The 24134-nt window shown below is 58.3% G+C and carries 26 protein-coding genes, 1 tRNA gene and 1 riboswitch; of the genes, 20 read left to right on the top strand and 7 right to left on the bottom strand.

The features are described from left to right. The first annotated feature begins 137 nt into the window (after positions 1-137). The 5 genes from ACR0KG_RS01180 to ACR0KG_RS01160 are packed head-to-tail and all read left to right on the top strand — an operon-like array spanning position 138 to position 4347. Complete coding sequence (locus tag ACR0KG_RS01180) at positions 138-1472, top strand: NAD(P)/FAD-dependent oxidoreductase (protein WP_480826245.1); 1335 nt, start codon at positions 138-140, stop codon at positions 1470-1472. Then, complete coding sequence (locus tag ACR0KG_RS01175; RefSeq protein WP_480543509.1) at positions 1423-1971, top strand: hypothetical protein; 549 nt, start codon at positions 1423-1425, stop codon at positions 1969-1971. Before ACR0KG_RS01180 ends, ACR0KG_RS01175 begins: the two co-directional genes overlap by 50 nt. Then, the gene (locus ACR0KG_RS01170) at positions 1971-3194 is read left to right on the top strand and encodes an MFS transporter (RefSeq protein WP_480550933.1); all 1224 of its coding nucleotides are present in this window, start codon (positions 1971-1973) and stop codon (positions 3192-3194) included. Before ACR0KG_RS01175 ends, ACR0KG_RS01170 begins: the two co-directional genes overlap by 1 nt. Further along, on the top strand, positions 3191-3808 hold the full coding sequence (locus ACR0KG_RS01165; RefSeq protein ID WP_480550931.1) for a DUF3833 domain-containing protein: 618 nt from the start codon (positions 3191-3193) through the stop codon (positions 3806-3808). The genes ACR0KG_RS01170 and ACR0KG_RS01165 overlap by 4 nt, the downstream gene beginning before the upstream one ends. Beyond that, the gene (locus ACR0KG_RS01160) at positions 3805-4347 is read left to right on the top strand and encodes a DUF3833 domain-containing protein (RefSeq protein ID WP_480543515.1); all 543 of its coding nucleotides are present in this window, start codon (positions 3805-3807) and stop codon (positions 4345-4347) included. The genes ACR0KG_RS01165 and ACR0KG_RS01160 overlap by 4 nt, the downstream gene beginning before the upstream one ends. Before the next feature lie 17 nt (positions 4348-4364). Here ACR0KG_RS01160 and ACR0KG_RS01155 read toward each other — a convergent pair whose 3' ends face one another. Further along, positions 4365-4976, bottom strand: a complete 612-nt coding sequence (locus ACR0KG_RS01155) for an FMN-binding negative transcriptional regulator (protein WP_480550929.1) — start codon at positions 4974-4976, stop codon at positions 4365-4367. Positions 4977-5030: 54 nt separating this feature from the next. After that, positions 5031-5178: riboswitch (FMN riboswitch) on the top strand. Between the two features lie 70 nt (positions 5179-5248). Here ACR0KG_RS01155 and ACR0KG_RS01150 point away from each other — a divergent pair. The 5 genes from ACR0KG_RS01150 to cobO all read left to right on the top strand — a co-directional run bounded on the left by ACR0KG_RS01150 (position 5249) and on the right by cobO (position 9226). Continuing rightward, the gene (locus tag ACR0KG_RS01150) at positions 5249-5689 is read left to right on the top strand and encodes a 6,7-dimethyl-8-ribityllumazine synthase (protein WP_480550927.1); all 441 of its coding nucleotides are present in this window, start codon (positions 5249-5251) and stop codon (positions 5687-5689) included. A 143-nt stretch (positions 5690-5832) separates the two neighbouring features. Further along, positions 5833-6933, top strand: a complete 1101-nt coding sequence (gene aroC / locus ACR0KG_RS01145) for a chorismate synthase (RefSeq protein ID WP_480826244.1) — start codon at positions 5833-5835, stop codon at positions 6931-6933. Next, entirely contained in the window at positions 6917-7579 is a 663-nt protein-coding gene (locus tag ACR0KG_RS01140) for an HD domain-containing protein (RefSeq protein ID WP_480826243.1), read from the top strand. The genes aroC and ACR0KG_RS01140 overlap by 17 nt, the downstream gene beginning before the upstream one ends. A 54-nt stretch (positions 7580-7633) precedes the next feature. Continuing rightward, the gene (locus ACR0KG_RS01135) at positions 7634-8569 is read left to right on the top strand and encodes a DMT family transporter (RefSeq protein ID WP_480826242.1); all 936 of its coding nucleotides are present in this window, start codon (positions 7634-7636) and stop codon (positions 8567-8569) included. Between the two features lie 57 nt (positions 8570-8626). Continuing rightward, positions 8627-9226 (top strand): cob(I)yrinic acid a,c-diamide adenosyltransferase, encoded by a 600-nt coding sequence (gene cobO / locus ACR0KG_RS01130; RefSeq protein WP_480550919.1) that lies wholly within the window; start codon positions 8627-8629, stop codon positions 9224-9226. A 42-nt stretch (positions 9227-9268) separates the two neighbouring features. Here the strand turns inward: cobO and ACR0KG_RS01125 are convergent, their stop codons facing one another. The 5 genes from ACR0KG_RS01125 to ACR0KG_RS01105 form a co-directional block, all read right to left on the bottom strand. Then, positions 9269-9490, bottom strand: coding sequence for a hypothetical protein (locus tag ACR0KG_RS01125; RefSeq protein WP_480550917.1), 222 nt, complete (start codon positions 9488-9490; stop codon positions 9269-9271). 200 nt (positions 9491-9690) lie between these two features. Beyond that, positions 9691-11259 carry an alkaline phosphatase D family protein gene (locus ACR0KG_RS01120; RefSeq protein ID WP_480826241.1) on the bottom strand — a complete coding sequence of 523 codons (1569 nt, stop codon included), beginning with the start codon at positions 11257-11259 and terminating at the stop codon, positions 9691-9693. Between the two features lie 135 nt (positions 11260-11394). Continuing rightward, a complete protein-coding gene (locus ACR0KG_RS01115) occupies positions 11395-11760 on the bottom strand; it encodes an SPW repeat domain-containing protein (RefSeq protein WP_353008637.1) in 366 nt (121 codons plus the stop codon). A 109-nt stretch (positions 11761-11869) separates the two neighbouring features. Then, positions 11870-12820, bottom strand: a complete 951-nt coding sequence (locus tag ACR0KG_RS01110) for an AraC family transcriptional regulator (protein WP_480550912.1) — start codon at positions 12818-12820, stop codon at positions 11870-11872. A gap of 126 nt (positions 12821-12946) precedes the next feature. Next, on the bottom strand, positions 12947-13813 hold the full coding sequence (locus tag ACR0KG_RS01105) for a branched-chain amino acid aminotransferase (protein WP_480826240.1): 867 nt from the start codon (positions 13811-13813) through the stop codon (positions 12947-12949). A gap of 159 nt (positions 13814-13972) precedes the next feature. On the opposite strand from ACR0KG_RS01105, the gene ACR0KG_RS01100 reads away from it, so the two are divergent. From ACR0KG_RS01100 to dxs, 6 genes are all read left to right on the top strand, one after another. Beyond that, positions 13973-14485 (top strand): MarR family winged helix-turn-helix transcriptional regulator, encoded by a 513-nt coding sequence (locus tag ACR0KG_RS01100; protein WP_480826239.1) that lies wholly within the window; start codon positions 13973-13975, stop codon positions 14483-14485. Further along, positions 14482-15183, top strand: a complete 702-nt coding sequence (locus tag ACR0KG_RS01095; protein WP_480826238.1) for a response regulator — start codon at positions 14482-14484, stop codon at positions 15181-15183. The genes ACR0KG_RS01100 and ACR0KG_RS01095 overlap by 4 nt, the downstream gene beginning before the upstream one ends. A gap of 69 nt (positions 15184-15252) precedes the next feature. Next, positions 15253-16179: a histone deacetylase family protein gene (locus ACR0KG_RS01090; protein ID WP_480826237.1), complete on the top strand. Its 927-nt coding sequence runs from the start codon at positions 15253-15255 to the stop codon at positions 16177-16179. After that, the gene (locus ACR0KG_RS01085; RefSeq protein ID WP_170534025.1) at positions 16176-16418 is read left to right on the top strand and encodes an exodeoxyribonuclease VII small subunit; all 243 of its coding nucleotides are present in this window, start codon (positions 16176-16178) and stop codon (positions 16416-16418) included. The genes ACR0KG_RS01090 and ACR0KG_RS01085 overlap by 4 nt, the downstream gene beginning before the upstream one ends. Next, positions 16419-17285: a polyprenyl synthetase family protein gene (locus ACR0KG_RS01080; protein ID WP_480826236.1), complete on the top strand. Its 867-nt coding sequence runs from the start codon at positions 16419-16421 to the stop codon at positions 17283-17285. A gap of 16 nt (positions 17286-17301) precedes the next feature. Continuing rightward, on the top strand, positions 17302-19230 hold the full coding sequence (dxs, locus tag ACR0KG_RS01075) for a 1-deoxy-D-xylulose-5-phosphate synthase (protein ID WP_480826235.1): 1929 nt from the start codon (positions 17302-17304) through the stop codon (positions 19228-19230). A gap of 537 nt (positions 19231-19767) precedes the next feature. Here the strand turns inward: dxs and ACR0KG_RS01070 are convergent. Next, a tRNA-Thr gene (locus ACR0KG_RS01070) sits at positions 19768-19843 on the bottom strand. A gap of 181 nt (positions 19844-20024) precedes the next feature. Between ACR0KG_RS01070 and ACR0KG_RS01065 the strand changes: the two genes are divergently transcribed. From ACR0KG_RS01065 to arsB, 4 genes are read left to right on the top strand one after another with little or no spacing between them, the layout of a single operon-like run. After that, positions 20025-20852, top strand: a complete 828-nt coding sequence (locus ACR0KG_RS01065; RefSeq protein WP_480550898.1) for an arsenate reductase/protein-tyrosine-phosphatase family protein — start codon at positions 20025-20027, stop codon at positions 20850-20852. 1 nt (position 20853) lies between these two features. Next, entirely contained in the window at positions 20854-21852 is a 999-nt protein-coding gene (locus tag ACR0KG_RS01060) for an ArsJ-associated glyceraldehyde-3-phosphate dehydrogenase (protein ID WP_480826234.1), read from the top strand. Next, positions 21849-23114 carry an organoarsenical effux MFS transporter ArsJ gene (arsJ, locus tag ACR0KG_RS01055; protein WP_480826233.1) on the top strand — a complete coding sequence of 422 codons (1266 nt, stop codon included), beginning with the start codon at positions 21849-21851 and terminating at the stop codon, positions 23112-23114. Before ACR0KG_RS01060 ends, arsJ begins: the two co-directional genes overlap by 4 nt. Then, positions 23111-24133 (top strand): ACR3 family arsenite efflux transporter, encoded by a 1023-nt coding sequence (gene arsB / locus ACR0KG_RS01050; protein WP_480826232.1) that lies wholly within the window; start codon positions 23111-23113, stop codon positions 24131-24133. The genes arsJ and arsB overlap by 4 nt, the downstream gene beginning before the upstream one ends. The last annotated feature ends 1 nt before the right edge of the window (position 24134 follow it).

Below are 24134 nucleotides of genomic sequence, written 5' to 3'. Positions count from 1 at the left end.
GCTGGATCACGCCGCCATACTGGAAAATCAGCACAGACCTCACAACATAGAGCAACGTGGAAATTAATCTAATCTGATTGATCCGACATCAAACCTGCTACGTATCCCCTTGTAAAATGTCGCACTAAGGGGATCACATGTTCGACGAAACGCGAGGCGAACGCAAGAAAATCGCAATCGTAGGTGCAGGCATTTCCGGTCTATCCGCAGCCTATTATCTGTCAGAAGATCACGACATTACTATTTACGAGGCCGAACCCCGGCTGGGGGGACATGCGCGTACCGTCATGGCCGGCAAGAATGGCGATCAGCCTGTCGATACCGGGTTTATCGTCTTCAACTATGCGACCTACCCCTATCTGACCAAGCTGTTTGACGAGTTGAACGTGCCGGTCATCAAATCCGAGATGAGCTTTGGCGCAACCATCGACAACGGTCGGATCGAGTATGGGCTGAACAACCTGCGCACCCTGACCGCGCAGAAACGGAATCTGGCGCGCCCGTCCTACTACAAGATGATCGCCGACATCCTGCGGTTCAGCAAAGAAGCACCCGAGGCTGCCAAGGATGATGACACCACAATCGGAGAGTTGGTGGATCAGATGCGTCTGGGCCATTGGTTCCGCCACAACTATCTGATGCCGATGTGCGGCGCGATCTGGTCGACCCCGGTGGAGTTTGTCGATCAGTTCCCGGCGCGCTCGCTGGTACAATTCTTCCGCAATCATGCGTTGCTGGCCAGTGGCCGGGCCAATCAGCATCAGTGGTATACGGTCAAAGGTGGCAGCATCGAGTATGTTCGCCGCATCGACGCCGCCCTGCGCGAACGGGGCTGCGATATTCGACTGGCTGCCCCGGTCGATCACGTTCAGCGCGACGACATGGGCGTTTCGGTGACCAGTCAGGGCCACACTGACCAGTTTGATGAGATCATTCTAGCCACTCATTCCGACCAGTCTCGCGCCATTCTGGGCGAAAACGCCACCACGGCTGAGGCTGCTGCCCTGGAAGCGATCCGGTATCAGCCCAACAGCGCCATTCTACATTGTGATCCCAGCCAAATGCCCAAGCGTCGTGCCTGCTGGTCCAGCTGGACCTATCGCTCGCAAGCCGGAAACGTTGGTGTCACCTATTGGATGAACCGGCTGCAAAATATACCGGACAGCGATCCGCTGTTCGTGACGCTGAACGCGTCGTCAGAGATTGCCGCGGATAAAATCTATGATCAGGTCGAATTTGCCCACCCGGTGTTCGACAAGGCCGCCCTGAAAGCACAAGGGCAAATCCGCGAGATGCAGGGACAGAACCGGACCTGGTTCGCCGGAGCCTATAACCGGCACGGGTTTCACGAAGACGGGATTGCCAGCGCGATGCATGTTGTGGATCGCATCAAGGGCACCTCGCAAACGATCGGAGCTGACCATGGCACTTTGGAACAAGACCCGGCCATCCCTGCTGTTGCGGCTGAATAGACGCCTGTGGCGCGCTGGGCTTCTGTCCTTGACGCTGCTGGCCCCCGGTGGGCTGGCGGCTGATCCGCTGGCAAGCGAATTGCAAGATCCCAAACAGATCGGCAGCGGGACCTTTCGGTTTCTCGGCCTGCCGCTGTATGATGCGAAACTCTACACACCAAGCGGAGCCGCGTTCAGTTGGAGCCAGGATTTTGGCCTGAAACTGACCTACCGCAAAAACCTGAAACAAAAGGCGCTGGTAGAATCGACGCTGGAAGAAATGGCCCGTCAGGGCAATCCGCAGCCCACGCAGGCGCAGCTTGAAAAGTGCTTTCAGGCTGTCAGCAAAGGGGACAGCTATCTGGCAATCTCAGAGGGGCCAAACAAGGTTGGCTTCTGGCGGAATGGTACCCAGACCTGCACATTGGCGAGCAACGACATCAAGAAGTCCTTCATGTCGATCTTTCTGGGCAACAACACCCGCTCGGCCAGCTTTACGCAAAGCTTGAAGGGCCAGTGATGCTGTACCCCCGTGTCAGCCTGTATGCGCTGATGCTCGCTGCGGCGGGTATTCCGCTTTATATTCACCTGCCACGCTTTGCGGCGGTGAATCTGGGCATCGGCCTTGGGGTGATTGGTACGGTTCTGCTTGTGATCCGGCTGGTCGATCTGGTGCAGGACCCGCTGATCGGCTGGGCCATCGACCGCTGGCCAGGCAGGCAGCTTTTGTTCGCCGCCTTGGCCGCGCTGGGTCTGGCCATCGGCTTCCCCCTGCTGTTTGGCCTGCCCGCAGGCGCCAGTATTGCCACTTTGGTGGCGGTCCTGATCTTGCTGTTCTCGGCCTACAGCCTCGGTACGATCCTTTTATATGGTCGCAGCGCAACGCTTGCAAAAAAGGCCGATGCCAAAGAGCTGATGACGCTCGCCGCCTTCCGCGAAGGCGGGCAATTGACAGGCGTCGTGATCGCCGCCAGCGCCCCGGCCCTGTTCGTGGCCTTGGGTGCATCCGCACAAGGATACCCCGCCTTTGGCCTGTTTCTGGGCTTTTTGGCGCTGTTGACCCTAATCCTGACCATTCCAATCTGGCGACGCACGCCGATCACCGGTCAGGGCTTGTCTTTTGCCGGACTTGGGCAGGCCGGAGCGCTGCGTCTACTGGCATTGGCACTGGTCAACAGCCTGCCGGTCGCCATCACATCCACACTGTTCCTGTTCTTTGTCGAAGATCGCCTGCAACTGCCCGGCAAGGCGGGGCCGCTGCTGATCCTGTTCTTCCTCTGCGCAGGCGCAAGCGTTCCGCTTTGGGCCAAGCTCAGCAATCGGATCGGCCCGAAAAAGACCCTGATCATCGCCATGCCGCTCTCCATCGCGGGCTTCATCGGTGCCGCAACGCTATCCTCCGGAGACCTCACCGGTTTCGCCATCATCTGCATCGCGTCTGGCGCGGCGCTTGGGGCGGATATGGTTGTTCTGCCTGCCATGTTTTCCGTGGTGCTGACACGCGCGGGGCTGAACGCCTCGGCCGCTTTTGGCATCTGGTCTTTTGCCGGCAAGCTGGGCCTTGCCCTCGCTGCCTTTTTCACTCTGCCACTGCTGGAGCGCAGCGGCTTTACACCCGGTCAAACCAATAGTGTCGAGGCTTTGAAAACACTCAACCTCGCCTATGCCGTACTGCCCTGCATCCTCAAGCTTGGCGCGTTCGGGATGGTTCTGACCCTGCCCACGGAGGTTACAGCCAAATGAATACACTTGTCGTGCTTCTACTCGCCATCCTCGCTGTTCTGGCGGCCAAGGGGCGTTTCCTCAGCTTTCGCTCACAATCGCCTGCCGATTATGCGGGCACGGGCCCCAACTTCTCGCTGAAAGAGCACTTGAATGGCGAAATCCTGTCCGAAGGCCTGATCTATGGCCCGAATGGCAAGATGTCGAACAGCTTTGTCGCGCGCATGGTCGGCGAATGGGACGGCAACTCGGGCACATTGGCCGAATGGTTCACCTATTCCAATGGCAAACAGATGACCCGCAAATGGTATCTGACACTGGGCACCGGCAACACGTTCATCGCCACGGCGGATGACATTGTCGGTGAAGGAAAGGGAGAGATCTCGGGCTCGACAGTCAAACTGACCTATCGGATCATCCTGCCTGAAGATGCAGGCGGGCATACGCTGGATGTCACCGACTGGATGTACCTGACGGAAAATGGCGCGATCATGAACCGCTCGGAAATGCGCAAGTTCGGCATCAAAGTGGCCGAGCTGGTCGCCACGATGCGCCCCGCGCCCGAGGTCAAGACCGCGCATCTGAACGGCGCAAATGGCTATGATGCCAAGGCTGCGGAAAGACCACTTCAATGATCCGCGCCCGCTTTGTCATCACCTTTGCCGCCATCGCGTGCCTTGTGGTTCTGGCCGCCTGCTCGGCCAAGCCCCGCGTGCCAAAGACCTTCCTTTCGGACCGTGAATTGAACCTCGAGGAGTTTTTCGAAGGCAAAACCGTCGCTTATGGTCAGTTTCAGGACATCCTCGGCAACGTTCCGCGCCGCTTTACCGTGGATATCGACGGAACCTGGGACGGAGAAACGCTGACCTTGGTCGAGGATTTCGTCTATGACGACGGCGCAACCGAGCAGCGTATCTGGACACTGACCAAAACCGGCGCCGATACCTGGACCGGCACCGCCCCCGGCGTGCTTGGCACCGCTGAAGGGATCGAGCGCGGTGACACCTTCAACTGGAAATACAAGATCGACCTGCCGATCAAGGACGGCACCATGCGCGTGAAGTTCGACGACTGGATGTGGCTGCTGGAGGATGACCGCCTGCTAAACCGCGCCTATGTCTCGCGTTTTGGGGTCCGCATTGGCGAGGTGATCCTGTTTTTTGAGAAAAAGTAGGCTCTAAACAGGGTCTTCTACACCTCACGCATCAGCGCGGCCAGCTGATCGGTTTCAGCGCCAAAACCGGTCGCCACCTGATCCGCCGCAGCGCGTCGCACCTCATCGGGCTTGTTCTGACCCAGTTTCCAGGTGCCCTGAATATCCTCAACCTGCATCCGGCAAGGCACGATCATCCGCATCATCCGGGCCAGCGCATCCTTTGACATCTTACCTGTGACCCAAGGGGGTTTCGGCAGCAGTTTCTGTTCGTAGAAGGCAGATTGCCGGTTCAGCAGATCCAACAATTCCTCCTGCGGGCGCAGCTCAAGGCGACCGATCAGATGAACCGCCACATAGTTCCAGGTGGGCACCTGGTCATCCACCGCATACCAATCGGGCGAGATATACGCATCCGGCCCAGTTACAGCGATCCGCACCGCGCGCGGTTGCTTGAGCAGCCTGACAATCGGGTTCGACCGCACCAGATGCAACTCGGCCAGCTCACCTGTTTCATCCAGCAGAAACGGGACATGACTCATGATCGGCGCGGTATCGCCTGACACAGCCAAAACGCCAAAGCCACGGTCACGGGCAAAGGTGATATGCCGGTCGCGCTCTTCGGCACGAAATGCGGGATTGGGGTGCATAAAAATCCTCCTGTCAAATCTCTTGCAGATCAGGTGGGTTCTATGCAAGGTCGCGCCTGTTCTCAGGGCGGGGCGAAATTCCCCACCGGCGGTATGCGGGCGAAGACCCGTAAGCCCGCGAGCGGCCCCTAATTCCGGGGTGTCAGCAGATCTGGTGAGAGGCCAGAGCCGACGGTTACAGTCCGGATGAAAGAGAACGTGCATCGTGCCGCCCAGCGGCGCGCCTGCTCGTGATCGCCTTGGGTGACGTGTCTGTAACTCAGGAGGCCCGAATGACACACACCCGCTATGCCTTCATCAAAGCCAACTGGCACTCCGATATTGTCGACCGTGCACTGGATGGGTTTCTGCAACTCATCCCCAGCGATCAGGTTGATGTCTTCGATGTCCCTGGTGCGTTCGAACTGCCGCTACTGGCCCGTGATCTGGCCCAAACCGGACGCTACGCTGCAATCGCCTGTGCGGCGTTTGTGGTGGATGGTGGCATCTACCGGCACGATTTTGTGGCTCAAGCCGTAGTTGATGGGCTAATGCGGGCCGGGCTTGATACGGGCGTTCCCGTCCTCTCGGTCTCACTGACCCCACATCAGTATCAGGAAACCGATCACCACAACGCCATCTATCGCGACCACTTCGTGCAAAAAGGCCGCGAGGCTGCACACGCTGCGCTTGCGATCACCAAAACCCGCCAGTCCTTGAAAGCGCAAGCCTGATCCACTTCATCTGGCCAAAAACATCCCGGGGGTGAATTGAGCCAACGGCTCAATAGGGGGCTGGCCCCCTCCCCCCTTATCCGAAATCCGCTTGAGGCCAAGCCCTGTGCCCGCTAATCACAACCCACAAAGGAGCATGCCCCATGTCGATGAACAGCTTTGGACACCTCTTCCGCGTCACCACCTGGGGTGAAAGCCATGGGCCCGCATTGGGTGCAACCGTTGATGGCTGCCCTCCGGGTGTGACAGTCGACGCCGCGATGATCCAACACTGGCTGGACAGGCGCAAACCGGGGCAGAACAAATTCACCACCCAGCGGCGCGAGCCCGATCAGGTGAAAATCCTGTCCGGCGTGTTCGAAGGTCAGACCACCGGCACGCCCGTTCAGCTGATGATCGAGAACACGGACCAGCGCTCGAAAGACTACGGCGATATCATCGACAAGTTTCGCCCGGGACATGCCGATATCACCTACTGGCAGAAATACGGCATCCGCGACTATCGCGGCGGCGGGCGCAGCTCGGCCCGTGAAACCGCCTCGCGCGTCGCGGCCGGAGGGCTGGCCCGCGAGGCGATCAAACAAATCGCGCCGAATGTGCAGATCACCGGCTACATGACCCAGATCGGCCCGCACAGGATCGACCGCGCCAATTTCGACTGGTCGCAGATCGCACAGAACCCCTTCTGGACACCTGACCCCCAAGCCGCCGAGGACTGGGCCGCCTATCTGGACGATCTGCGCAAATCCGGCAACTCGGTCGGCGCCGTAGTTGAGGTCGTGGCGCGCGGTGTCCCTGCTGGGATCGGAGCACCCGTTTACGCCAAGTTAGACACTGATCTGGCCGCTGCGATGATGTCGATCAACGCGGTCAAAGGCGTTGAAATTGGAGAAGGCATGGCCGCCGCCGAACTGACCGGCGAGGCCAATGCAGATGAGATCTTCATGGGCCAGAAAGGCCCCCAATACAGCTCGAACCATGCGGGCGGCATTCTGGGCGGCATCTCGACCGGACAGGACATCGTGGTGCGCTTTGCCGTCAAACCGACCTCATCGATTTTGACCACCCGCAAGACGATTACCAAATCCGGTGAGGAAACCGAGATCATCACCAAAGGCCGCCACGACCCTTGCGTCGGAATCCGAGCCGTGCCGGTAGGCGAGGCGATGATGGCCTGCGTGATCCTGGATCACCTGCTGTTGCATCGCGGTCAGATCGGTGAGAACCGTGGCCATATTGGCTGATCTCCGCACCCAGCTGCGCGGCATCGTCGCGCAGCGCATGCAGGCTGACCCAGCCCATGATCTGGCGCATCTGGACCGCGTCTGGTGCAACGCACAGGCCATTGCAGATGATCAGGCCAATATGCAGGTTCTCATGGCCGCGTGCTATCTGCACGATCTGGTCAACCTGCCGAAAAACGATCCGAACCGGCATCTCGCATCTCGTAAATCGGCACAGGTATCAGAGTCTATATTGGACGATTTGGGCTTTGACGCCCCCTCGATCCATGCCACCCAACATGCAATCGAAGCGCACAGCTACTCGGCCAATATCCCGCCTCGCTCACCCGAGGCCCGCATCCTGCGCGATGCGGATCGCCTCGATGCGCTTGGGGCAATTGGGATTGCCCGGTGTTTCACCGTGGCCGGTGCTCTGGACCGGACGCTTTACGATCTTGATGACCCATTTGCAGAAAACCGCAATCTGGACGATCTGACATTCGCGATCGACCATTGGAAGATCAAACTGCTCGACCTAGCGTCCGGCATGCTTACACAGAGCGGACGGGATCTGGCGACCGCGCGTGTGTCAGTGATGCTGGGATATCTTGAGGCTCTGGCAGAGGAAATCGGCCACCCCGTTCCCGATCATTGGAAATCTGCATAGTTGGTACAATCCCGTCGTTGATCTTTCCGCGCCAAAGGCGCAGGTTCGCCGCACATGGCACAATCCTTAACATCGCATCGACCTATGCTTGCCGTGGGTCTGAAACTGGCCGCGCTGATGCTGTTCACTTCGATGTCGGCACTGGTCAAAGCCCTGTCCGAGGATTTCCCGCCGGGTGAGCTGGTGTTTTTTCGCTCACTCTTTGCCGTTCCGGTGATCATTGCCTGGCTGATCTGGCGCGGAGAGTTGGCGCAAGGCTTTGTCGTCAAGAAGCCTATGGGCCATTTCTGGCGTGGTGTGTTGGGCACCAGCGCCATGGGCTTGACCTTTACCGGCCTCAGCCTGCTGCCCCTGCCTGAGGTCACGGCCATTGGCTACGCCACCCCGATCTTCACCCTGATTCTGGCCGCCGTGATGCTGGGCGAGCGCATTCGCATGATCCGCATTGGTGCGGTTGCATTGGGGCTGCTGGGCGTTTTGATCATGATCTGGCCCCGGCTGGGCAGCACCCAGATGGAAATGGCGGCAACCATAGGCGCGCTATGCGTCTTAGCCGCAACGCTGGCCCGCGCCTTTGTACAGATCCATATCCGCCAACTGGTTAAGGTCGACCATCCCGCCGCCATCGTGTTCTATTTCTCGATGACCGCGACGCTACTCTCCTCGTTGACTGCGTTCTGGGGATGGACAATGCCAACCCTTAATCAGGCTCTAATACTGATTGCAATGGGCCTTATTGGCGGAGTGGCTCAGATATTGGTCACCTCATCCTATCGGTTCGGGCAAGCCTCAATGCTGGCACCTTATGACTATACGACGATGCTGTTTGCCATCTTCATTGGCTATGTCTGGTTTGATGAACTGCCAACACTGGCCATTCTGCTGGGGGCTACTCTGGTGATCGCGGGCAATGTAGTCGTGATTTGGCGCGAGCATCAGCTTGGGCTGGAACGAGGCAAGGCCCGTTCGGTCACGGACCCCAAAGCCTGATCTTTACCTTTCGCAAACTTCGCCTAGGTTGGGCGGAACAATCAATGAGGGTGCCCCATGAGCGACGCGCAGGATCACAAGGAAAAGATGCAGAAGGTGCAGGCCAAGCACCGCAAGAAAGTGTCCGAGGCGGTCGATCCGGGGCGCGGCCTGGTTCTGATCAATACTGGTAAGGGTAAGGGGAAGTCCTCGGCAGCCTTTGGTGTTGTGATCCGTGCGCTGGGCTGGCGGCAAAAGGTTGCCGTTGTTCAGTTCATCAAAGGCAAGTGGAAGACGGGCGAGCGCCGGTTCTTTCAAGACCGCGATCTGGTGACGTGGCACACGATGGGCGAAGGCTTTACCTGGGACACACAAGATCGCGAACGCGATATTGCCGCCGCTACCGCTGCCTTTGACAAAGCCTGCGATCTGATGGCCAGCGGGGATTATGATCTGGTAGTTCTGGACGAGATTAATATCGCGCTGCGGTATGAATACCTGTCGGTCGAGCGTGTACTAGACGGTCTTAAGGCGCGGTCGGATAAGACTAGCGTTTTCCTGACGGGCCGCGACGCGCCGCAAGCACTGCGTGACTATGCCGATCTGGTCACTGAAATGACCGAAGAAAAACACCCTTTCCAATCAGGCATCAAGGCACAGCGGGGCGTTGATTACTAAGGGGTTTCGTGACGGGCAGGATGTGAGAGGGCCACACCTGCCTTATTCGAAGCGCCTTAGAAGTACATTTTCGAAGATGTAGCGTATCGAATCCATGCGGCAGGTGGCGCTTTCAGGTGGTGTCGCGTCCTCGGGCCGTTCAGAAATCGCGCTCTCGCGTTTCGTGCAGTCGAAATAGGCTGCAAAGTCAGTGTCGCAGCAGCTGCAGCCACAAGCGGTTGCAGCGTCATGCCGTGCAATGATCTCTTCAAGCGGATCGCCCATGCCAGAACCCAACGCGGTCGTTTTCGGAGCGGCGACACGCCATCACCAAGTTGCGCGCTAAGCCTGCAAACCGCCCCGAAACCCATGGCCGGACAAGGTACAATCCGGCGTTGGCTTTTATCTGACTATTTTTGTATACTATTGCAAGGAAAAAACGCCCTCGAAAAACAACGAGGGCGCAAGTCACAGGGAAACAAGTATCAGATGGACTGACCCTGCGGATCCAAAGTCACCGACCAAAGCTCGGTATCGGCACGATCCATCAGGCGCACCGTCATCTGTTGCGTAGCACCATCAATGTCGACCAGACCAAAGAACTGCAGACCGGCGCTTGGGGGAAGATTGACACCCTGCCCTTTGGCGGGGGCTTTGACAAATTTCACCTCGGGACCAAAGGTACCATCCAGCGCATTCGGGCCAAAAGTTCCCGCGTGGAGAGGACCAGACACAAACTCCCAAAACGGCTCAAAATCCTGGAATTGTGCTTTGTTAGGGTCATAGTAGTGCGCCGCTGTATAGTGTACGTCCGCAGTGAACCAGACAGTGTTGGCGACGCCAGCGGTTTTGATGAACCGCAGCAGATCGGCAATCTCCAACTCGCGACCCTTGGCTGGTCCACTATCACCGTTCGAGATCGCCTCTGCCCCGGCCTGTTCCTTCCAGTTGTCCCAGACAATCAAGCCAATCGGCATGTCCGAGGCGATGACTTTCCAGGTCGCTTGTGATGCTGCAAGTTCGCGCTTTAACCAATCCAACTGTGCCGCGCCCAGAATGCGGGACTGGTCCGTGATCTCATCTTCCATCGCCGGGCCGTTCGGGCCGCGATAGCTGCGAAGATCCAAGAAGAACACCTCAAGCATCGGACCGTAAGATATCTTGCGATAAACCCGACCGGGTTCAGCCGGAGTGATCCGCAGCGGCGTCATCTCATGAAAGGCACGACCCGCGCGGGCTTGCAGAACATGCACCGATTTCTCGGAATACCGGTCATCGGAAATCAGGTCTTTGGCATCCGACCAGTTGTTCACCACTTCATGGTCATCCCACTGGAAAAAGGTCGGGCAAACCGCATTCATCGCCCGCACATGTTCGTCCATCATGTTGTATTTCCACTGAGCGCGGAATTCATCCAGTGTTTCCGCAACCTTGCGTTTCTCATCGATCAGAGTGGCGTTCTTCCAGATCACCTGCCCGTCTTTTTCAACCTCGTCCTGCATCGGGCCATCGGCATAGACCGTATCGCCAGAATGGATGAAGAAATCGGGCCGGTGTTGGCTCATGGTCGCATAGGTGCGCATTCCATCGTCATCGATGCCCCAGCCCTGACCGGCGGTATCCCCCGACCAGGCAAACCGAATATTGCGCCGTGCGGTCGGCGCGGTGCGGAATTGGCCAATAATAGGCTCTGATATGGTGTTGATATCGCTCAGATCAGCGGCCACAAAACGATAGAAGATATCCTGATCCGAGGGCAGCCCATCAATGAGACGCTTAACCGCAAAATCGCTGTTTGGGATCGCATCCATTGGCGGTAATTGGCGGGCATCAGCAAAGCTCTCGGTGGTCGAAACCTCCATCATCACGCGCGCCGGGCGATCTGTACGGGTCCAGATCATGCCAGAGCTTGTGTCCACATCGCCCGACTGAACGCCGTGGGTAAACACCGGGCGCGAAGCGGCGCGGCTGATCGCTGGCATCGACAGCGAGGCTGCAACAGCGGTGCTTCCAGCCAGAAACATGCGGCGGTTGGGGCGAAGGAATTTGGTCATTGGGGGCTCTCCTGTCTGGACACCTGTTCGAAGGCGCGCGATTGGTAAGCCACAGTGAGCCGCCCATTTGTAAAACGGACGGCTCAGTTTCTTGAAACTATCACGATGATATTATGAAGCCCTGTGGATAACTGCTCAGGCGGCTACGCGTTGCTCGGGCGCGCTGAGCGAGATAACCGCGACAACTGCAGCCCCGTTCAGCCAGTAAAATGCTGCGTCCAGACCCGAAAACCCAAACATGCTGGGTGCAAACAGGAATGTAATGCCGACCAGCAGATCGACAGCCAGATGAAATTTGTAGGGCAACACACGCCAGATGCCGAGGTGGTGATCCGTCAGGACAGTCAGCACGAAGGCAGCCGCCCCGGTGACGACAGACAGCCACAAAGCCAGTGGATTGGATTGACCCAGTCCAAGCACGAAGGGCAGCACCATCAAGGCGATGGCGACAGGATAGTCCAGATATGCGTGGACGGAGCGGGTGACAAAGCGAACAGACATTGCGATTTCCTTTCCTGGGTTGGTATGGCCCCAAGTTAGGTGCAGGTATTCGGTCGCAGAATTCCGGATCGTACGCGAAATCGTGCAGATCGTTCAGAAACCTGGTCGATCAGTGCATCGATCGATAGGCTGCCGGGGACAAGCCGATCTGTTTCTTGAACACACGGGAAAAGGCGGCTTCAGAAGCATATCCAACCTCTGCCGCCGCATCAGCCACATTCCAGCGCGCCTCGGTCAGGCCATGGCAAGCGATTTGCATGCGCCAATCGGTCAGATATTGCATTGGCGTAGTCGCCATCTTCTCAGCAAAAAGCTGCGCGAAGGCCGTGCGTGACATCCCCGCCTCACGCGCCAGAGACTCAACGCTCCACTCTTGCGCGGGCGCTTGATGAAATGCAGTCAAAGCGCGCGAGATACGAGGGTCAGCAAACCCCGCAATGGCCGAATCCGTAGGGCTTTGATGTTCAAGATGGGCGCGGATCGCCTGCGCAAACAGAACTTCCGAAAGCTTCAGAGCGATCAAGTCACCGCCAATCCGCGCACCGCTAACCTCAGACCCGATCATGCGAAGCGTGGCTTCGATCCAGGCCCCGGCCTCTTCGCCATAGTTCTCGATCAGGATGTAAGGTGGCAGGCGGTCGATCAGCATATGGCCGGTACCTTGGCGCCCCGGCGGACCCGTGAATGAGAAATGACCGCAGATCAGCTGAGTGTCACGCCCGGTCTCTTCACCGCCGTGGACCAGCACACCGTCCCCCTGGTAGCCCGACTCCTTCAGCACCTGTTCAAGCGGCAACGCATCGACCGGTTGGACCTGGTTGCATAGCAGTGCATGGGCAGAACCGTGGGGGATCAGGATCAGGTCGCCTTGCTTAAGTCGCACAGTTTCGCCTGTGTTAGAGACGAATACCTTCAGCTCACCCCGCTGCACGAAGTGGAAGCGCGCCACATTCTGATAGGATGGCACCTGGACACCGAAGGGTGGCGTGAAAGAGGTTCGGAAGTAGAACGTTCCCCTTAGGGACAGACGTGTCAGGATATCGCTCAGCAGGTCAAGCATGGGTCTAACCTACAGCGGCCCATGCGTTCGTCCAGATGTCTGAACGATCTGCACAAGAACTTGAACGATCCGCAAAGAAAAACCCCCGCTTAACGCGAGGGTTCAAAGCTGATGCCTCAACGTCGCTTAGGCGCGCACCAGTTTCTCATAGTCTTCGGCGATCTCACGGGTGATGTCGCCCACCTCAAACGTGTAGTCACCGATTTGGCCTACAGGCGTGACCTCGGCCGCTGTGCCGGTCAGCCAACACTGTTCGAAATCCGCCATTTCTTCGGGCTTGATGCGGCGCTCATGTACGGTCAGGCCCTTGTCTTTCAGCATCTGAATCACGGTCTGACGTGTGATGCCGTTCAGAAAGCAATCGGCCAGTGGGGTGTGGATCTCACCATCTTTGACAAAGAACACGTTCGCGCCGGTTGCCTCGGCCACATAGCCGCGCCAGTCCATGAACAGCGCGTCGGAACACCCCTTGGCTTCGGCCTTGTGCTTTGAGATCGTGCAGATCATGTACAGGCCCGCCGCTTTGGCGTGCACCGGGATGGTTTCAGGGCTGGGGCGCTTCCATTCCGCGATGTCCAGCTTGGCACCCTGCATCTTGGCATCGCCATAGTAGGCACCCCAAGGCCAGACCGCGATGGCCATGCGCACCGGGTTCTTGGCTGAGGCGACACCCATATCCTCGCCCGAGCCGCGCCAGACCAGGGCCCGCACGTAAGCGTCCGTCAGACCGCTGGCTTTCAGGGTTTCTTCCTTGGCGGCTTCGATATCTTCGACCGAGTAGGGCATCGGCATATCCAAAGCCTCGGCCGAGGCGATCAGACGCTCGGAATGTTCGCGGCTTTTGAAAATCTTGCCGTTATAGGCGCGTTCACCCTCGAACACGGACGAGGCATAGTGCATAGCATGGGTCAGAATGTGCACGTTCGCCTCACGCCAGGGCACCAGTTTGCCATCCATCCAGATGGTGCCATCACGATCATCATAACCCGCCATGCGAAACCTCCAGCCTTGGGTTGAATTTCCGATTGTTGCGCTATTTAGGTCCGATGCGGACACAATCTTGCGCAAAAACTGAGATTCGATACCTGTCTGCCCTTGGAATGTCAATAACGCTGACATAAACTCGGAGCCGTGTAACGCATGAGGCACGATATGTCCGAAATCCGTCCCGCCCCGAAGTTTGGGGGCGAAAGCCTGTTGTTTCTTACTGATGAGCAGTTGCGGCAGGGGATCGAGGCCATGTTTTTTGCCTATCGCGGCTTTACAGCTGATCCTGATCGTATCCTATCCGAGATGTCTTATGGCCGCGCGCACCACCGGGCGATCCATTTCGTCAATCGCGCGCCGGGCACGACCGTCAACAACCTGCTAGCCATTCTGGGTGTGACAAAGCAATCCCTGAACCGGGTCCTACGGACATTGATCGAGGATGGGATGGTCGAAAGCCGGGTTGGAACCGCGGACAAGCGCGAGCGGCATCTGTTCTTGACCGAAAAAGGCCATGCGCTAGAGGCGACATTGTCCGATGCTCAGCGCGCCCGGATGCGTGCGGCGTATAAGGATGCGGGGCCCGAAGCCGTCGCTGGATTTCGTAAAGTTCTTGAAGCGATGATGGATGCTGATATGCGTCATGCTTACACGAAGTTGCGGGATACGACCTCATGAGCGATATGGACGCCCATCTGCTGATCGTCGACGATGACGAGCGCATTCGCGATCTGTTGAAGAAGTTTCTGATGCGGAACGGATTTCTGGTGACGGCGGCCCGCGATGCGGCCCATGCACGGCGGGTTCTGTCCGGGCTGGATTTCGACATGATCGTACTGGATGTGATGATGCCGGGCGAAGATGGCGTAAGCCTGACCAAATCACTGCGCGAAACACACAGCACTCCGATCCTGCTGCTGACCGCCCGGGGGGAAACCGAACATCGGATTGCAGGCTTGGAAGCAGGGGCGGATGACTATCTGGCCAAACCATTCGAGCCGAAAGAGCTGCTGCTGCGCATCAACGCCATTCTAAGACGCATGCCAGAAGCGCCCGCTCAGGATGCGACTGCGAAGATCCTGACATTGGGGCCGATCCGCTATGACATTGAGCGCGGCGAGATGTGGCAGGGCGAAGACCCGGTGCGCCTAACCGCGACCGAAAGCCAGCTGATGAAGATATTCTCGGCCCAGCCGGGCGAACCGATCAGCCGGGCGAAACTGGTCGAGGATCTGGGCCGTGACAAGGGGCAAGCGCAGGAACGCGCGGTGGACGTGCAGATCACGCGGTTGCGGCGCAAGATCGAGCAGGACCCAAAGCAGCCCCGATACCTGCAAACCGTTCGCGGTGCCGGGTATATGCTGGCCCCGGATTGATTGGGCCGCTGCGCGGCGATTTTATGCCTTCGGCGAGGATATTTTTAACCATATGAACAGGGGATCCCGATGAAGACTGCCTTGCTGACCCATGCCGACTGTTTGAGACATGTGACGCCGGATGGACATCCCGAGCGGGTGGCACGGTTGGAGCATATCCTGCACGCTCTGGAACCTTTGGATTTGGATCGTAGAACGGCCCCAATGGCAGCGGATGATGATCTGTTGCGGGTTCACCCGCAGGACTACATCCGGGATATTCGCGCAGCGCGCCCGGCAGAAGGCTATACGCAGATTGATGGGGATACCTTTATGTCCCCGGGATCGGTCGATGCGGCCTATCGCGCGGCGGGCGCCGTGGTGCGGGCGGTTGATCTGGTGCTTGGGGGCGAGGCTCCGAACGCGTTTTGTGCCATTCGCCCCCCTGGCCATCATGCGGAAACAGACAAGGCAATGGGGTTTTGCCTGTTCGGCAATGCAGCGCTCGCGGCGAAACATGCGCTGGATCATCACGGGTTAAGCCGCGTCGCGGTGGTGGATTTCGATGTCCATCACGGCAATGGCACGCAGGATCTGCTGTGGGACGAGAAGCGCGCGTTGGTGATTACCAGCCAGCAGATGCCCCTGTGGCCCGGATCAGGACGGCCGGATGAGACCGGCGCATACGAAACCATCGTGAACATACCACTGGCCCCCGGCACGGGTGGGGCCGAGATGCGGGCGGCTTATGAAACGCAGGCGTTTTCGCGTCTGAGGGCATTCAGGCCTGAGTTGATCATCATCTCAGCCGGGTTTGACGCCCATCAGGACGATCCGCTGGCCAATCTGAACTGGTCCACCGACGATTTTGCATGGATCACAGCTGAGCTGTGCAAGATCGCCGATGAGGTTTGTAAGGGCCGTATCGTCTCGACTCTGGAAGGCGGGTATGATCTGAACGCACTGGCCGAGGCGACGCGCGCCCATGTGAAAGAACTGATGAAGGCAACACGATGACCGATACCCCAGTTGAACAGATGACGTTTGAGCAGGCGATGAAAGAGCTTGAAGCTGTGGTCGGCCAGTTGGAACGCGGCGACGTGGCGCTGGATCAGTCAATTGCGCTCTATGAACGCGGAGCGGCCCTGAAAAAACGCTGCGAGGACGAGTTGAAGCGGGCCGAAGAGAAGGTTGCCGCGATCACTTTGGACGCAGGCGGCCAGCCGACCGGGACGACACCTGTCGACGGTCAGTAAATGTTTCGGGACAGGCTGGCACAGGACGCCGCGCAAATTCAGGCGCAGTTTGACCATGTGCTGAGCGGCTTCGATGATTTCGACGTGACGCGGGCCATGGGCTATGCCACTCGGGGTGGCAAGCGGTTGCGGGGGTTTCTCGTGTTGGAAAGCGCCCGCCTGCATGACGTGGACGAAGCCCGCGCGATCTGGCCCGCCACGGCGATTGAGGCATTGCATGCCTATTCTCTGGTCCACGACGATCTGCCCTGCATGGATGATGATGACCTGCGGCGCGGGCGCCCCACGACCCATGTGAAATGGGATGAGGGCACGGCAGTTCTGGCCGGAGACGCGCTGCAGACCCTGGCCTTTGAGCTGTGCACACGCCCCGAGGTTGGCGATGCCGAAATTCGTGCGGATCTGGCCTTGTCGCTGGCCAAAGCCAGTGGTGCGCAAGGCATGGTCATGGGTCAGGCTCTGGACATCGCTGCTGAATCGGCGGCCGATCCTTTGTCGCTTGAGGCGATTACCCATTTGCAGGCCGGAAAAACTGGCGCTCTGATCGAATGGTCTGCTTGTGCCGGTGCACGGCTGGCACAGGCCAATCCGTCCGCCTTGCGCCAATATGCCCAAGCCCTTGGCCTTGCTTTTCAAATCGCAGATGACATCTTGGATGTGGAAGGTGATGCGGAGCGCGCCGGAAAACGGCTGCAGAAAGATGCGGATGCGGGCAAAGCCACGTTTGTGTCGCTGCTGGGGTTGGGGCCTGCCAAAACCCGTGCGGCAGAACTGGTAGATCGGGCTTGCGCCGCGCTGGATGGATATGGACCAAGGGCCGAAACCTTGAAGGATGCCGCCCGCTTCGTTATTGCCCGGGACAGCTAAGTCAGGAACGCGCTAAATGTCTGATCGTCCGAATACGCCCTTGCTGGACCTTGTGAGCCGTCCTGCCGACCTCAAGCAGTTTTCGGACGCGCAGTTGCATCAGTTGGCACAGGAATTACGGGCCGAGACGATTTCCGCCGTCTCGGTGACAGGCGGGCATCTGGGCGCGGGTCTGGGCGTTGTGGAACTGACCACGGCACTGCATGCCGTGTTCGACACACCCCGCGACAAGATCATCTGGGATGTGGGCCATCAGTGCTATCCTCATAAAATCCTGACCGAGCGGCGCGACCGTATCCGCACGCTGCGCATGAAGGATGGCCTGAGCGGGTTCACCAAGCGCAGCGAAAGCCCGTATGACCCGTTTGGCGCGGCGCACAGCTCGACCTCGATCAGTGCTGCGCTGGGCTTTGCCGTTGCGCGCGATCTGGGTGGCGTGACGCCCGAAGGGCTGGGCGATGCGATTGCGGTGATCGGCGACGGGTCGATGTCGGCGGGCATGGCCTTTGAGGCGATGAACAATGCAGGTCACTTGAAAAAGCGGCTGATCGTCATTCTGAACGACAATGAGATGAGCATTGCCCCTCCGGTGGGTGCGCTGTCCAACTATCTGTCGCGCATCTATGCGGAAGAACCTTTTCACGATCTGAAAGCCGCTGCTAAGGGTGCGGTGTCGCTGCTGCCTGAGCCGTTCCGCGAAGGGGCCAAGCGCGCCAAGGAGATGCTGAAAGGCATGGCCGTTGGCGGCACTTTGTTTGAGGAGCTTGGCTTTTCCTATCTCGGTCCAATCGACGGGCATGATCTGGACCAATTGCTGCCGGTGCTCCGCACGGTCAAAGCGCGTGCGACGGGTCCGATCCTTATTCATGTTCTGACCAAGAAGGGCAAAGGCTACGCCCCCGCCGAGCAAGCCCGCGACAAGGGTCACGCCACCGCCAAGTTCGATGTGGTGACGGGTGAGCAGAAAAAGGCGCCATCGAACGCACCATCTTATACGTCGGTCTTTGGTAAGACGCTGGTGGAAGAGGCCGCGCGCGATGACAAGATCGTCGCCGTCACGGCGGCGATGCCAGACGGCACCGGGCTGAACCTGTTTGCGGAACGCTACCCATCGCGCTGTTTCGACGTGGCGATTGCAGAACAGCACGGGGTGACCTTCTCGGCAGCGCTGGCGGCGGGCGGGATGAAACCCTTCTGCGCGATCTATTCGACTTTCTTACAGCGCGGATACGATCAGGTGGTGCATGATGTGGCGATCCAGCGCCTACCTGTCCGCTTTGCCATCGACCGCGCCGGGCTGGTCGGTGCCGATGGCGCAACCCATGCAGGGTCCTTTGACATTGCCTACCTATCAAACCTTCCAGGTATGGTTGTCATGGCCGCCGCAGATGAGGCGGAACTGATGCATATGGTGGCCACCGCAGTCGCACATGACGAAGGCCCCATCGCGTTCCGCTATCCACGTGGCGAAGGTGTGGGCGTTGACCTGCCCGAACGCGGAGAGGTGCTGGAGATCGGCAAAGGCCGCATGATCCAGGAAGGCGCGCGCGTGGCATTGCTCTCCTTTGGCACACGCCTCGCAGAGGTGCAGAAAGCCGCCGAGTCGCTGGCCGCGCGGGGGATCACACCCACCATCGCAGATGCCCGTTTCGCTAAGCCACTGGATCGCGATCTGATTCTGGGTCTGGCGGAAACGCACGAGGCGCTGATCACTATTGAAGAAGGCGCTGTGGGCGGGTTCGGCAGCCACGTAGCGCAATTGTTGGCGGATGAAGGGGTGTTTGATCGGGGCCTGAAATACCGATCTATGGTTTTGCCCGACATCTTTGTCGATCAGGCCAGCCCGGCTGACATGTATGCCGTGGCGGGTATGAATGCCGAACATATCGAGGCGAAAGTCCTGGATGTTCTGGGCGTCGCATCGATCGGCGAAAAACGCGCGTAAGCGCTAAGCTGAGCTTGGGTGCAACGCTCGCAGGCTTATCTGCGACCTTCAATTCCATCATTTTGCTTCTCATGGAGCACGCTATGAAAAAGAGCTTTGGTTTCCGATTGGTCTAGGCCTCCATCGAAACGCTCGTTGTCAGATGAGTCAGGAGCAAGATTTCCCGGTATGGAAATACGGACTGATTTGTTTTCCAACCATTGGTTCAGAAGCGACTTAATCGACATTGTTAAACTCCAGCGCGTGTATTTCTTAATCAATGAGGTCGCTGCGGGTCGTTTCCGAACCGTGAGGGGGAACTGGCTCAAGGAAATTTTGTGAGTGAGCGGAACCCGCAGCGACACGGCGCATCTACGAGTTTTATTTGACTGTGGGAGGTATGGAATTCCGCCAGTTTTTGCGTTTTTTTGACCGGTCAGTCAAAATTTTCATTGGCAAGCTTACGTTTACGTCAACTTCCTAACCAAACGGTCTTAAATTCGGACGTTGCGTCACATTCGTTCGATCGCTTCGGTGAGTGCTTTAAAGCCAGTTTTTTGGTGCCGCTGAAGGGACTCGAACCCCCGACCCCATCATTACGAATGACGTGCTCTACCAGCTGAGCTACAGCGGCACCTATGGTCGCCCTGACAGGATACGCCCGGGTGCGGAGCGTCATTTAGACCGTCATGATCGGGCCCGCAAGTCCAGATGCATATGCATGGGAAATCAGCGGGCACCTCAGTTTATGAAAGTTCTGTAAAAAGGTCGAACTTGGATTGATCGGCCAACATTATTTCGATAATTCATGAAATATGATAGAAAGAATCACAGATCAGCTGGCCATTCTGGGCCACCCACAACGCATCACCGTGTTTCGCATGTTAATGCGTCGGTTTCCTGACACCGTGCCGGCAGGTGAGCTGGCATCTGAGCTGGATATCAAGCCCAGCACCATGTCGAACTATCTGAACGCGCTGCAACGGTGCGGGTTGGTGACACAGCAACGTTCTGGCACGTCGCTGCTCTACTCCATCGACATGAAGAATGTGCAGGGGATGCTGGATTTCCTGATCGTCGATTGCTGCCGAGGGCGGCCCGATCTCTGTATGCCTTCAACAAAAGGAAAAGGCGAAATGACTGACCGCAAGTTCAACGTTCTGTTTCTGTGCGTGGGAAACTCTGCGCGCTCGATCTTTGCTGAATCGCTGCTGCGCCAGATGGGTGGGGATCGGTTCACCGTCTATTCCGCAGGAACGCAACCCGCGTCCGAGCTGAACCCATTTGCCGTGCAGGTCTTGCACGATAAGGGTCACGATACCTCGGTCCTGCGTTCAAAGCATATGTCCGAGTTCGCCACGGCTGAGGCACCACAGATGGATTTTGTCTTTACCGTCTGTAACAGGGCAGCGAACGAGGAATGCCCCGCCTGGGAGGGCCAACCGATCAGCGGCCATTGGGGCATGGAAGACCCAGTCAAAGCAACCGGAACAGATGCCGAGAAAAGCCTAGCTTTCCAAACAGCCTATGGCGCGCTGAAGCACCGGATCGAGGCGTTCACCTCCTTGCCAGTCGAAAACCTTGACCGGATCGCCCTACAATCTGCTGTCGATGAAATCGGCAGAACCTCTGTCGGAGACTGAAATGACCACATATGCTGTGAATGGCTTGGGCCGTATAGGAAAGCTGGCCCTGAAACCGCTGTTGGAAAAAGGCGCCAAGATCGCCTGGATCAATGACGCGGTCGGAGACGCCGAGATGCACGCGCATCTGTTGGAATTCGACACCGTCCATGGCCGCTGGGATGCCACTTTCGAGCATGATGACGACAGCGTCACCATCAACGGCACCCGGCTGCCCTTCATCGGTACCAAGGACCTGAGCGCCCTGCCGCTGGACGGCGTTGATGTGGTGATCGACTGCACCGGTGTCTTCAAGACCGAGGCAAAGCTGGCCCCTTATTTCGAAGCTGGTGCGATAAAAGTTGTCGTCTCAGCCCCAGTCAAGGACGGCCCGACCGCCAATATCGTGATGGGTGTGAATGACAACATCTACGATCCGGCGACCCATCAGATCGTAACTGCAGCCTCCTGCACGACGAACTGTCTGGCCCCGGTGGTGAAGGTCATCCACGAGAACCTGGGCATCCGCCACGGCTCGATGACCACAATCCATGACGTGACCAACACACAGACCATCGTGGACCGCCCCGCCAAGGACCTCCGCCGGGCGCGGTCTGCGCTGAACTCTCTGATCCCGACCACAACCGGCTCGGCCACGGCGATCACGCTGATCTACCCCGAACTCAAGGGGCGTCTGAACGGCCATGCGGTGCGCGTGCCGCTGTTGAACACCTCGCTGACCGACTGCGTATTCGAAGTTGAGCGCGAGACCACCGTCGAAGAGGTCAACGCCTTTTTCAAAGCCGCTGCCGAAGGTGAATTGAAAGGCATTCTGGGCTATGAGACCCGTCCGCTGGTGTCAACCGACTATACCAACGACGAACGCTCCTCGATCGTGGATGCGCCGTCAACCATGGTGGTGAACGGGACGCAGGTAAAAATCTATGCCTGGTATGACAATGAGATGGGCTATGCCCACCGTCTGGTCGATGTGGCGCTGATGGTCGGGGCCTCATTGTGACCGACCGGCCCGAGGGGCTGTCGGCCTATATCGCGGTCACAGCCGCCTATTGGGCCTTTATGCTGACCGACGGGGCCCTGCGGATGCTGGTGCTTTTGCACTTTCATACGCTTGGTTTCTCACCGGTGCAGCTGGCCTATCTGTTTGTCCTCTATGAAATCGCTGGGATGGTGACGAACCTTGCAGCGGGATGGATCGCGGCGCGGTTTGGCTTGACCTCGACGCTCTATGCCGGGCTTGGGTTGCAGGTTGTGGCGCTGCTGGCGCTGACGCAACTCGACCCTAACTGGGCGATTGGAGCATCCGTGGCCTTTGTCATGATCGTGCAAGGCGCCAGCGGAGTGGCCAAGGATCTGGCCAAGATGTCCTCGAAATCTGCGGTGAAACTGCTGGCCCCGACCGAGGGCGGCGGGTTGTTTCGATGGGTGGCCGTCCTGACCGGATCAAAGAACGCGGTCAAAGGACTGGGCTTCCTACTTGGTGCGGCCATGTTGGCAACGCTGGGCTTTCAGGCGGCAATCATTGTGATGGCAGTCGTTCTGGCGGTAATCCTGTTCGCCGTCATCCGCTTCATGCCCCCCGGCCTGCCCAAAGGACGCAAAGGCGCGAAGTTCTCTGAGGTCTTCTCGAAATCTGCCAACGTCAATTGGCTGTCCGCCGCGCGAGTCTTCCTGTTCGGTGCCCGCGACGTATGGTTCGTGGTCGGCATCCCGATCTATTTCTACGCCGTGCTCTCGGATGGCACCGAAGAGGGCAACCGCGCGGCCTTTTTCATGATCGGAACCTTCATGGCATTCTGGATCATCCTCTATGGCGTTATTCAGGCCAACGCGCCCAAGATCCTGAGGGCCTCAGACCGGTCCGAAGGTGATTTGATCCGCGCCGCGCGCAGCTGGGCCGCGATGCTTTTCTGCGTTCCTGCAGCTCTAACATTGGCCGTTTTGCTGTCTGCCGGGCCTGAAACATGGCTGACAATCACGCTGGTTTTGGGCCTTCTTGTGTTTGGAGCAATCTTCGCCGTCAACTCATCCCTGCATTCCTATCTGATCCTCGCTTTCACCAAATCCGAGCGAGTCACGATGGATGTGGGCTTCTACTACATGGCCAACGCGACGGGGCGCCTTTTGGGCACCGTCCTGTCCGGCTTTACCTATCAGGTCGGCGGCCTGCCCCTTGTGCTGGGCACAGCGGCTGTCATGGTGGCCCTTGCAGCGCTCACTTCGGGCAAGCTGACCGACCAAACAACTGAGGCATATTCATGAGCATCTTCGAGCGCTATCTGACCATCTGGGTCGCCCTCGCCATGGTCGGCGGCGTGCTGATCGGACTGGCAGCACCCGGTCTGGTCGGGTTGGTCGCCTCAGCCGAATTCGCAAGCGTCAACCTGGTTGTCGCCGTTCTGATCTGGGCCATGGTCTACCCGATGATGGTTGGTGTCGATTTCGGCGCTGTTGCAGGTGTGGCGCGCCAGCCAAAGGGCCTGATCGTGACACTTGTGGTCAACTGGCTGATCAAACCCTTCACCATGGCCCTGCTGGCCGTTCTGTTCTTTGACTATGTCTTTGCGCCATGGATCGCACCCGAGGATGCCGCCCAATACACTGCAGGCTTGATCCTGCTGGGCGCGGCGCCTTGCACGGCGATGGTCTTTGTCTGGTCACAGCTGACCAAGGGCGACGCGACCTATACGCTGGTGCAGGTCTCAGTGAACGATCTGATCATGGTGGTGGCCTTCGCGCCGATCGTGGCCTTTCTGCTTGGCGTCACTGACATTTCAGTTCCTTGGCAGACATTGGTACTGGCCACTGTCCTCTATGTCGTTCTGCCGCTAATCGCCGGGCTGCTCACGCGCCGAAAGCTGGGATCACAAGACGCAATCGACAGGTTCTCAGCACAGGTTAAACCATGGTCAATCATGGGCCTAATCGCCACGGTGGTCATCCTGTTTGGCCTTCAGGGGCAAACGATTCTGTCCAAACCCATGGTCATCGTCCTGATCGCCATCCCGATCCTGATCCAAAGCTACGGCATCTTTGCGCTGGCCTACGGCGCGGCCTATGCCCTGAAAGTACCCCACCGTATCGCCGCACCCTGCGCCATGATCGGCACTTCGAACTTCTTCGAACTCGCGGTCGCCGTGGCCATCAGCCTGTTTGGTCTGAACTCGGGCGCTGCATTGGCAACGGTCGTTGGTGTCCTCGTCGAAGTCCCGGTGATGCTGTCCCTGGTCGCCTTCGCCAACCGGACCCGCGGTAGGTTTGCTGAGCCTGTGGTGCAGTAAC

Source organism: Ruegeria sp. H4 (assembly GCF_056533065.1).
Note: the sequence above shows the minus strand (reverse complement) of the source record. Positions and strands in the feature narration are given on the sequence as shown.

What these genes read in the sequence shown, in the direction of transcription:
- ACR0KG_RS01155 (WP_480550929.1), bottom strand. Translation starts at nt 4,976, where the DNA reads ATGCACCCCAATCCCGCATTTCGTGCCGAAGAGCGCGACCGGCATATC.
- dxs (WP_480826235.1), top strand. Translation starts at nt 17,302, where the DNA reads ATGTCTGATCGTCCGAATACGCCCTTGCTGGACCTTGTGAGCCGTCCT.
- arsB (WP_480826232.1), top strand. Translation starts at nt 23,111, where the DNA reads ATGAGCATCTTCGAGCGCTATCTGACCATCTGGGTCGCCCTCGCCATG.
- ACR0KG_RS01115 (WP_353008637.1), bottom strand. Translation starts at nt 11,760, where the DNA reads ATGTCTGTTCGCTTTGTCACCCGCTCCGTCCACGCATATCTGGACTAT.
- ACR0KG_RS01065 (WP_480550898.1), top strand. Translation starts at nt 20,025, where the DNA reads ATGATAGAAAGAATCACAGATCAGCTGGCCATTCTGGGCCACCCACAA.
- ACR0KG_RS01085 (WP_170534025.1), top strand. Translation starts at nt 16,176, where the DNA reads ATGACCGATACCCCAGTTGAACAGATGACGTTTGAGCAGGCGATGAAA.
- ACR0KG_RS01175 (WP_480543509.1), top strand. Translation starts at nt 1,423, where the DNA reads ATGGCACTTTGGAACAAGACCCGGCCATCCCTGCTGTTGCGGCTGAAT.
- ACR0KG_RS01090 (WP_480826237.1), top strand. Translation starts at nt 15,253, where the DNA reads ATGAAGACTGCCTTGCTGACCCATGCCGACTGTTTGAGACATGTGACG.
- ACR0KG_RS01150 (WP_480550927.1), top strand. Translation starts at nt 5,249, where the DNA reads ATGACACACACCCGCTATGCCTTCATCAAAGCCAACTGGCACTCCGAT.
- ACR0KG_RS01105 (WP_480826240.1), bottom strand. Translation starts at nt 13,813, where the DNA reads ATGGCGGGTTATGATGATCGTGATGGCACCATCTGGATGGATGGCAAA.
- ACR0KG_RS01180 (WP_480826245.1), top strand. Translation starts at nt 138, where the DNA reads ATGTTCGACGAAACGCGAGGCGAACGCAAGAAAATCGCAATCGTAGGT.
- ACR0KG_RS01120 (WP_480826241.1), bottom strand. Translation starts at nt 11,259, where the DNA reads ATGACCAAATTCCTTCGCCCCAACCGCCGCATGTTTCTGGCTGGAAGC.
- ACR0KG_RS01110 (WP_480550912.1), bottom strand. Translation starts at nt 12,820, where the DNA reads ATGCTTGACCTGCTGAGCGATATCCTGACACGTCTGTCCCTAAGGGGA.
- ACR0KG_RS01060 (WP_480826234.1), top strand. Translation starts at nt 20,854, where the DNA reads ATGACCACATATGCTGTGAATGGCTTGGGCCGTATAGGAAAGCTGGCC.
- ACR0KG_RS01165 (WP_480550931.1), top strand. Translation starts at nt 3,191, where the DNA reads ATGAATACACTTGTCGTGCTTCTACTCGCCATCCTCGCTGTTCTGGCG.
- ACR0KG_RS01080 (WP_480826236.1), top strand. Translation starts at nt 16,419, where the DNA reads ATGTTTCGGGACAGGCTGGCACAGGACGCCGCGCAAATTCAGGCGCAG.
- ACR0KG_RS01100 (WP_480826239.1), top strand. Translation starts at nt 13,973, where the DNA reads ATGTCCGAAATCCGTCCCGCCCCGAAGTTTGGGGGCGAAAGCCTGTTG.
- cobO (WP_480550919.1), top strand. Translation starts at nt 8,627, where the DNA reads ATGAGCGACGCGCAGGATCACAAGGAAAAGATGCAGAAGGTGCAGGCC.
- ACR0KG_RS01125 (WP_480550917.1), bottom strand. Translation starts at nt 9,490, where the DNA reads ATGGGCGATCCGCTTGAAGAGATCATTGCACGGCATGACGCTGCAACC.
- ACR0KG_RS01160 (WP_480543515.1), top strand. Translation starts at nt 3,805, where the DNA reads ATGATCCGCGCCCGCTTTGTCATCACCTTTGCCGCCATCGCGTGCCTT.
- ACR0KG_RS01170 (WP_480550933.1), top strand. Translation starts at nt 1,971, where the DNA reads ATGCTGTACCCCCGTGTCAGCCTGTATGCGCTGATGCTCGCTGCGGCG.
- ACR0KG_RS01095 (WP_480826238.1), top strand. Translation starts at nt 14,482, where the DNA reads ATGAGCGATATGGACGCCCATCTGCTGATCGTCGACGATGACGAGCGC.
- aroC (WP_480826244.1), top strand. Translation starts at nt 5,833, where the DNA reads ATGTCGATGAACAGCTTTGGACACCTCTTCCGCGTCACCACCTGGGGT.
- ACR0KG_RS01135 (WP_480826242.1), top strand. Translation starts at nt 7,634, where the DNA reads ATGGCACAATCCTTAACATCGCATCGACCTATGCTTGCCGTGGGTCTG.